The organism is Streptomyces sp. NPDC046900, assembly GCF_040644975.1.
In the GTDB taxonomy this organism is placed as follows: domain Bacteria; phylum Actinomycetota; class Actinomycetes; order Streptomycetales; family Streptomycetaceae; genus Streptomyces.
In genome coordinates this window covers 1-6,432 of the sequence record NZ_JBEYXD010000181.1, presented here as the reverse complement: position 1 = coordinate 6,432, position 6,432 = coordinate 1, and the positions used below count along the sequence as shown (strand labels likewise).

Sequence of the window (6,432 nt, the reverse complement as noted above, 5' to 3'; positions counted from 1 at the left end):
GATCGCCCTGGCGATGCTCAGCCTCGGCGGACACCGCCCGCAGCTACCAGGCCGTCAACTCGCATAACCCCACCCACGGAAGCGACAGGAGAGCCGGAAAAGTGAGCGCGTGGCGGTGGTGGGGAGCATGGTGGGGCGCCAGTTATGTTCGATCCGAACATCCGACATTCGGAGCCGGCATGCAGAAGACAGAAGAACTGGCCGAGGAGGCGAAGGCGGCCGTCGCGGTGCCCGCGGCGACCGTCGACGCCCCCGCCCGCGGCCGGCCCCTGCCCCTGCCGATCCTGTTCGCGGCGGCCATACTGACCGGCCCTATGCTCCTGCTCCTCAACCGATGGCTCGACCAGCCGGTCATGCAGGCCTGGCGGACCGTCTGTCTCGCCATCACCGTCCAGGCGCTGCCCTTCCTGCTGCTCGGTACGGCGCTGTCCGGCGCCATCAACGCCTTCGTGCCGGCCCGGGTGTTCAGCCGGGTGCTGCCCCGCCGGCCGGTGCTCGCCGTTCCGGTCGCCGGAGTCGCCGGGGTCGTGCTGCCCGGCTGCGAATGTGCTTCGGTCCCCGTCGCGAACAGCCTGATCGGCCGGGGGGTCACTCCGGCCGCGGCCTTCGCGTTCCTGCTGTCGGCGCCCGCGGTCAATCCGGTGGTGCTGACCGCCACGGCGATCGCCTTCCCCGGCAACCCCGCCATGGTCGTGGCCCGGCTGCTGGCCTCGCTCGCGACAGCCGCCCTGATGGGCTGGCTGTGGCTCTGGCTGGGCCGCGAGGAATGGCTCCGGCCGACCGTACGGCACGCCGGTCACGAGCCGGGGCGCAGCCGCTGGCAGGAGTTCCGGCTCGGCTTCCAGCACGACTTCCTGCACGCGGGCGGTTTCCTGGTCCTGGGTGCCATGGCGGCGGCCACCTTCAACGTGGCCGTCCCCCGCTCCGTGCTCGACGTGTTCTCCGGCTCGCCCTGGCTCTCGGTGCTGTTCATGGCCGGGCTGGCGGTCCTCCTCGCGGTCTGCTCCGAGGCCGACGCGTTCGTGGCGGCCTCGCTCACCGGCTTCTCGCCGCTCGCCCGGCTGGTGTTCATGGTGGTCGGGCCGATGGTGGACCTGAAGCTGATCGCCCTTCAGGCGGGGACGTTCGGCCGGGCCTTCGCGGCCCGCTTCTCCGCCGCCACGACGGTCGTCGCCGTGCTGTGCAGTGCGCTGATCGGAGGGGCGCTGCTGTGAAACGGCCCTTCCAGGCGATCCTGCTCGTCCTCGGCGGACTCGGTCTGCTGAACGCCTCGCTCTTCGGCGACCTGTACCTCAGATACGTCAAGCAGGGACTGCGTCCGCTGCTGATCGTCTCGGGCGTGCTGCTGCTCCTGCTGGGAGTCGCGGAAGTCGTGTCGCAGGTGCGCGGGCACGCGGGACGTCCCGAGCACGGCGGTCGGGACCACGACGACGTCCACGTCCATGACGACGACCGGGGCGCTCACGGGGGCGGCGGCCACGGTCACCATCACTCCGGCGCGCCCCGCGCGGCCTGGCTGCTGTTCCTGCCCGTGCTGAGCCTGCTCTTCTACGCACCACCGGCCCTCGGCGCGTACACCGCCTCCCGCCAGCCGCCCAAGTCCGTGACGGAGCAGCAGGACTTCGAGTCGCTGCCCGCGACCTCGCCCCTCCCGATGACCCTCTCGGACTTCACCAGCCGTGTGCAGCAGGACCGGAAGCAGGCCATCAAGGGACGCAGTATCCAGATGACCGGTTTCGTCACGCCCGACGAACGCAGTGGCAGCTGGTATCTGACCCGGATCATCTTCTCGTGCTGCGCGGCGGACGCCCAGACCGTGAAGGTGCGGATGTACGGGTTCCCGGCTCTCAGGGCCAACACCTGGGTGGCGGTCACCGGAACCTGGCACCCCGGCGGGATCCTGGGCACGGAGTCCGCTCCGGTGGCGCTCGACGCCCATGGCGTCGAGCGGATCACCCGCCCGGTGAACGCGTACACGGACGACCTTCCGCTCGCTCCTTCGCGCTGACGGGTCCGTCGGACCCGCTGGGGAGGGGCGTGTGTCTACGTCCAGGTGAACCGGCGCCCAGGCAAGGGCTGTTCGCGAGCCCGGGAGTCAGCCCATCCAGAAGAAGACGGCCGTCATACGCTTCTCCTCGAGGTCGCTGCCCCAGTAGCCGGTCGCGCTGTGCATGATGTTCGCCTTGTAGAGGAGCAGCCGGTTGTAGCGCTGCGGTACGCGGACGTCCTCGGTGAACGCGTCGGGAGTGACGTACCGGGTGCCCAGCGCCTCGACCAGGTTGTTGTGCGGGGCCTGCACCATGTTGCCGCCGAGGACCCCGCCCGGCAGGTTCTGGCGGTAGAAGCTCGTGCCGCAGTCCTTGGGGACGTTCGGGCTGAGGTAGAGCACCGCGGCGTAGCGGCACAGGGCCCGTGAGTCGGTGTGCGGGCGGGGTTCGCCCTCGTCCTTGCCGACGACCTGGACGCAGTTGTGGTTGAGGGTGCCGCCGCCGGGCGCGGTCTGCTGCCACAGCTTCTGCGCACCGGTCTCCTTGCGCACCAGCCCCTCGATCCGGTCGAGTTCGTCGGGTTCGAGCCCCGGCATGGTGCGCAGCCCCGGCCAGCTCTCCTGCGTGTACGGGAACCCCTTGGCCCAGTCGTCCTCGTCCTTGGCGAGGCAACGGGCCCGGACCTCGTCCACGTTCGGCAGGACGTCGTCCAGGACCCAGTAGTCCCGTCCCCTGGTCGGCTTGCGGTACGGGAGCACGGGCAGGCGTGGGGGCATGCCGGTGAACATACAGTCGGCCGCCACCACTGTTCTCTTTTCGATCGGTCAACGTTTCGTCAACTCAATCGCCTGCTGAAGCAGGCAAGTTGAGTGGCTGACGGCCCAAATGCGCCGTGCTTGCCCGGCAATCAGGGTGTCGGCGTGGCAGGACCCGACTGCGTGCCCCCGGGTGTCTCCGCCGAGCTGCTGTCGGGCGAGAACACCGCCATGCCCACGAACATCGCGATCAGGAACAGCGCCGCCGCTGCGATCAGCCCCACCGCGCGCGGCCGGCGGGTGAGGTGCACCCACAGCGACCGCAGGTCCCGAAGGCCCCCGCCCTGCGCCCGTTCACGGCGGGCCGCGGCCGGCGGACGCTCGCGGCGGCTGCCCGCCGCGGGACGGTTCCGGTGGCCGCCCGACGCGGGGCGGTCGCGGTGGCTTCCCTGCACCGGTCGTTCGCGGTGACTTCCGGTCGCGGGTCGCTCGCGGTGTGCGGCAGCCGACGGCCGCTGCCGGTTGGCCGCCCGATGGCCCGGGGCACTGGGTGCGGACGGGAGTTTGTACGTCGTCGACGGGCCCGTCCCCGCGCGGGGGAGTGCCGGCGGTTCCATCGTCCTCGCCGGGGCATGACCGGGTTCCGGGGCTGCGGCCGGAAGCGGTTCGGGGTGGCCCCGCCAGGCGCCCGAGGCGAACCAGTCGGCGGTCTGCTGTGCGGTGGGCCGGTCCTCCGGCCGCTTGGCGAGCAGGCCGAGGAGGTAGTTCTCGAAGGCGGGCGGCAGACCGATGCCCAGCTCGCGCGGCGGCACCGGGGCGCTGTCGAGGTGGTGGTGGAGGATCGCGATCGGGGAGTCGGCGCGGAACGGCGGCTGGCCGGCGAGGAGTTGGTAGAGCACGCAGCCGAGCGAGTACACGTCGCTGGCCGGTCCGGCGGGCTTGCCCAGAGCGCGCTCGGGGGCGATGTACAGGCTCGTACCGACGATCTGCCCGGTCGCCGTGAGCGCGGCCGAGGGGTCGTCCATGAAGCGGGCGATACCGAAGTCGCCGATCTTGAGGGCGCCGCTCGCGTCGAGGAGCAGGTTGCCCGGTTTGATGTCCCGGTGCACGATGCCCTGTTCGTGCGCCACCGCGAGCCCGGCAGCGGCCTGTGCCGCGATGTCCGCGACCCGCTCGGCCGGGAGCGGCCCCTCGTCGGACAGCACCCGGGCGAGGCTGTCGCCCTCCACCAGTTCCATCACCAGGAAGAGCCGGCCCTCGTGCTCGCCGAAGTCGAGGACGCCGACGACATGGGGGTGGTGCAGCCGTCCCGCGGTCTGGGCCTCCAGGCGGAAACGGGAGTCGGCGGTGGGATCGCTGTTCTGCGCGAGCAGGACCTTGACGGCGACGGGCAGGCCGAGCATCTGGTCGTGCGCGCGCCACACCTCTCCCATCGCGCCACGTCCGATGGTGGTGTTCAGCTGGTACCGGCCCGCGATCAGCACCTGTTGTTTCATCCTCATGCCGTGAGACGAAAAGCGGTGCGACGGCTCGACCGCCGCCGGCCGTGACTTCGCCAGGGCGAATGACGGTGGGGTGCCGCAGCGGGCCCCACCTTACTGGCACGGACATCCGAATCGATCACGAACTCCCCCCTGTGGTGGGTGAGGCGTGATGATCCGGCCGCACAATCCTCGCGTGTCCGACACTCCTGTCCCGATGTTCTCCGCCACCTGGGCCGTCGGCCGGTCGGCGGGCGAGGGGTGCTGCTCGGTGTGGCCTTTCACCTCACCGATCCAGGTGATGACGTGTGCGGCGTCCTCGTCGGCTCCGTGGCCGGCGTCCCAGTAGCGCTCGATGTCGACGTCGTCGCCGAGGTTCTCCGGGCGTGCGGCGAGGTTGGACGCGACCGTCGGCGAGGTAGCCGTGCAGAGTCAGGCGCTCGGGTGCCGCGTCGCGCACCGGGCCGGGGGTCGGCCGAGCGCGTTGCTGATGCACCGCGTCGCCAGAGCCGTACGGCGCGCGGTGAATGCGTTCATGGACACGCTCGGGCGGCTCCGCGCGCTCGGAAGACGCGCGCGCGTGCCGATCACCCGCGATCGTGATCGGCGGCCGGTGAACGAGGAGAAGCCCGGCCCCTTGGCCACGACGAACCGGCGTGTGGGCCGCGTGGTGGTGTCGTACGACCAGGGGCGGCCGCCGGGCAAGATGGAGCGGCCCATGCCCACCGCGGTGCGGGTGCGGTGGGCTACACCATGACTCGGGTGGTGATCAGCCGAGGCACAGCACGAGCAGGCAGAGGTGCGACGGCGATGTCGCCGTAGGCGCGGGCGTCGGCTGCGTCGCTCCCGAGCCCGTCCCGTGGGCGGGCGCCGTGGTGGTGGGCGTGCTCTGCGGCGCGGGGGCGTGGTCGGGGAGCGTGACCGTGGAACCCGAGGACTGGGACTGGGTGGTGGGCAGGGACGAGGGTGCCATCGTCGGCGTCGCCAGGATCGTACGAGGAACGGCGGCGGCGTCCGGCCGGATCCCCTGCGCCGTGGTGGCGGGCTGAGGAGCCGCGGACCGATGAGCGGGGAGCCCGGCGGCGGGCGACGAGTGGGCGGGGGAGGTGGGCGCGGACCGGCGGGGCTCCACCTGGGTGGACGGCAGCTGCGCGCCGTCCGTCGCCTGTCCGTCCGTGCCGCCCAGGCTCGTGACGTCCGGTGCCGGGGCGGCCTGGGCCCGGTCGCCAGAGTGCCGGTCCATCGAGGCGAGGGTCAGACCGCCCCCGACGAGCGCCACGGCGGTCGCGACCACGGCGCGGCGCTGGTTCTTCTTCCAGCGGGCCCGCTGGCGACGGCGCGCCGCCCGCCCCTGCGGCGCGCCCGTGTAGCCGCCGTCCGCGACGTCGTCCGGGGCGGCCTCGGACGCGTCCTCCTCATGAGGGTGCTCCCCGTACCCCGTCTCCAGGGCGGAGAGATCCCAGTTCACGGCTGGGGCCGCGGGCGCGGTGGTGGCTCGGGCGGGAACGGGGCGGTCGTAGCGGGTGACGGGCGCGATGTCCGGTGCGTAGGCACCGCATCCGGGACACACCAGGGCGCCATTGAGATGCCGACGACACGAGGAGCAGTAGTCCATCTGCGGTCTTCCTGGGTGCTGGGGTGATATGCCGTCGCCGCGGGGCGGCGGCTGATCCCGTTCGCACGTGGGACCGAGCGGCCGCAACGCTAACGGGGCCATCGAAAGACTGTGTGCAGTCCGTGTGACACTCCTGGGCGGATTCTCCAAGGGCCTTGCGCGAGTGCGTACAGAAGGGCGCCGGCCGACCCCGGACGCGCGTCCGCGGTCCTCGCCCGCGGATGCGATCCGCCTCCGGGCACGGCACCCGGCACGGTCCGGGCGGGTGGGCACTTCGCTGTGGGTCCGGCGGGGCCGTCAGACGCATCAAGAGCGAGTGTGGCGCACGTCGTGGGAAGCCGGTGTTAGGTGCCGGACAGCTCATTGAGGTGAGCACTCATATGCGTACCCGGGTACGGGCCGGGGATTCGAGCGCGTTCGCTGAGCTCTTCGACAGCTACGCCCGCGCGGTCTACCTCAATCTTGCGCAGTGCGCCGCCCTTCAGGGCGGTGGTGAAGCGGTACGCCCAGCATGGGCGACAACTAAAGGGTGAAAGTCCCGACGAGGAGAGGTGAGACTAACTCGCTAGCCAAGGGCAAGGGCGTCACCGTGA

The 6,432-nt window shown here is 71.5% G+C and carries 6 protein-coding genes; 3 read left to right on the top strand and 3 right to left on the bottom strand.

All coding sequences use genetic code 11. From position 1 onward, the window contains the following. Positions 1–179: 179 nt before the first annotated feature. Together ABZ904_RS50070 and ABZ904_RS50065 are read left to right on the top strand one after the other, a co-directional pair. Entirely contained in the window at positions 180–1,214 is a 1,035-nt protein-coding gene (locus tag ABZ904_RS50070; RefSeq protein ID WP_359402854.1) for a permease, read from the top strand. Next, positions 1,211–2,008: a TIGR03943 family protein gene (locus ABZ904_RS50065; protein ID WP_360991257.1), complete on the top strand. Its 798-nt coding sequence runs from the start codon at positions 1,211–1,213 to the stop codon at positions 2,006–2,008. The genes ABZ904_RS50070 and ABZ904_RS50065 overlap by 4 nt, the downstream gene beginning before the upstream one ends. Before the next feature lie 87 nt (positions 2,009–2,095). Here the strand turns inward: ABZ904_RS50065 and ABZ904_RS50060 are convergent, their stop codons facing one another. Together ABZ904_RS50060 and ABZ904_RS50055 are read right to left on the bottom strand one after the other, a co-directional pair. After that, positions 2,096–2,764 (bottom strand): DUF6445 family protein, encoded by a 669-nt coding sequence (locus ABZ904_RS50060; protein ID WP_360991260.1) that lies wholly within the window; start codon positions 2,762–2,764, stop codon positions 2,096–2,098. A 131-nt stretch (positions 2,765–2,895) separates the two neighbouring features. Further along, positions 2,896–4,227 (bottom strand): protein kinase, encoded by a 1,332-nt coding sequence (locus ABZ904_RS50055; RefSeq protein WP_359402965.1) that lies wholly within the window; start codon positions 4,225–4,227, stop codon positions 2,896–2,898. Between the two features lie 193 nt (positions 4,228–4,420). Between ABZ904_RS50055 and ABZ904_RS50050 the strand changes: the two genes are divergently transcribed. Beyond that, positions 4,421–4,573, top strand: a complete 153-nt coding sequence (locus ABZ904_RS50050; RefSeq protein WP_359402845.1) for a hypothetical protein — start codon at positions 4,421–4,423, stop codon at positions 4,571–4,573. Between the two features lie 420 nt (positions 4,574–4,993). Here the strand turns inward: ABZ904_RS50050 and ABZ904_RS50045 are convergent, their stop codons facing one another. After that, positions 4,994–5,839, bottom strand: coding sequence for a hypothetical protein (locus tag ABZ904_RS50045; protein ID WP_360991265.1), 846 nt, complete (start codon positions 5,837–5,839; stop codon positions 4,994–4,996). Positions 5,840–6,432 lie beyond the last annotated feature (593 nt).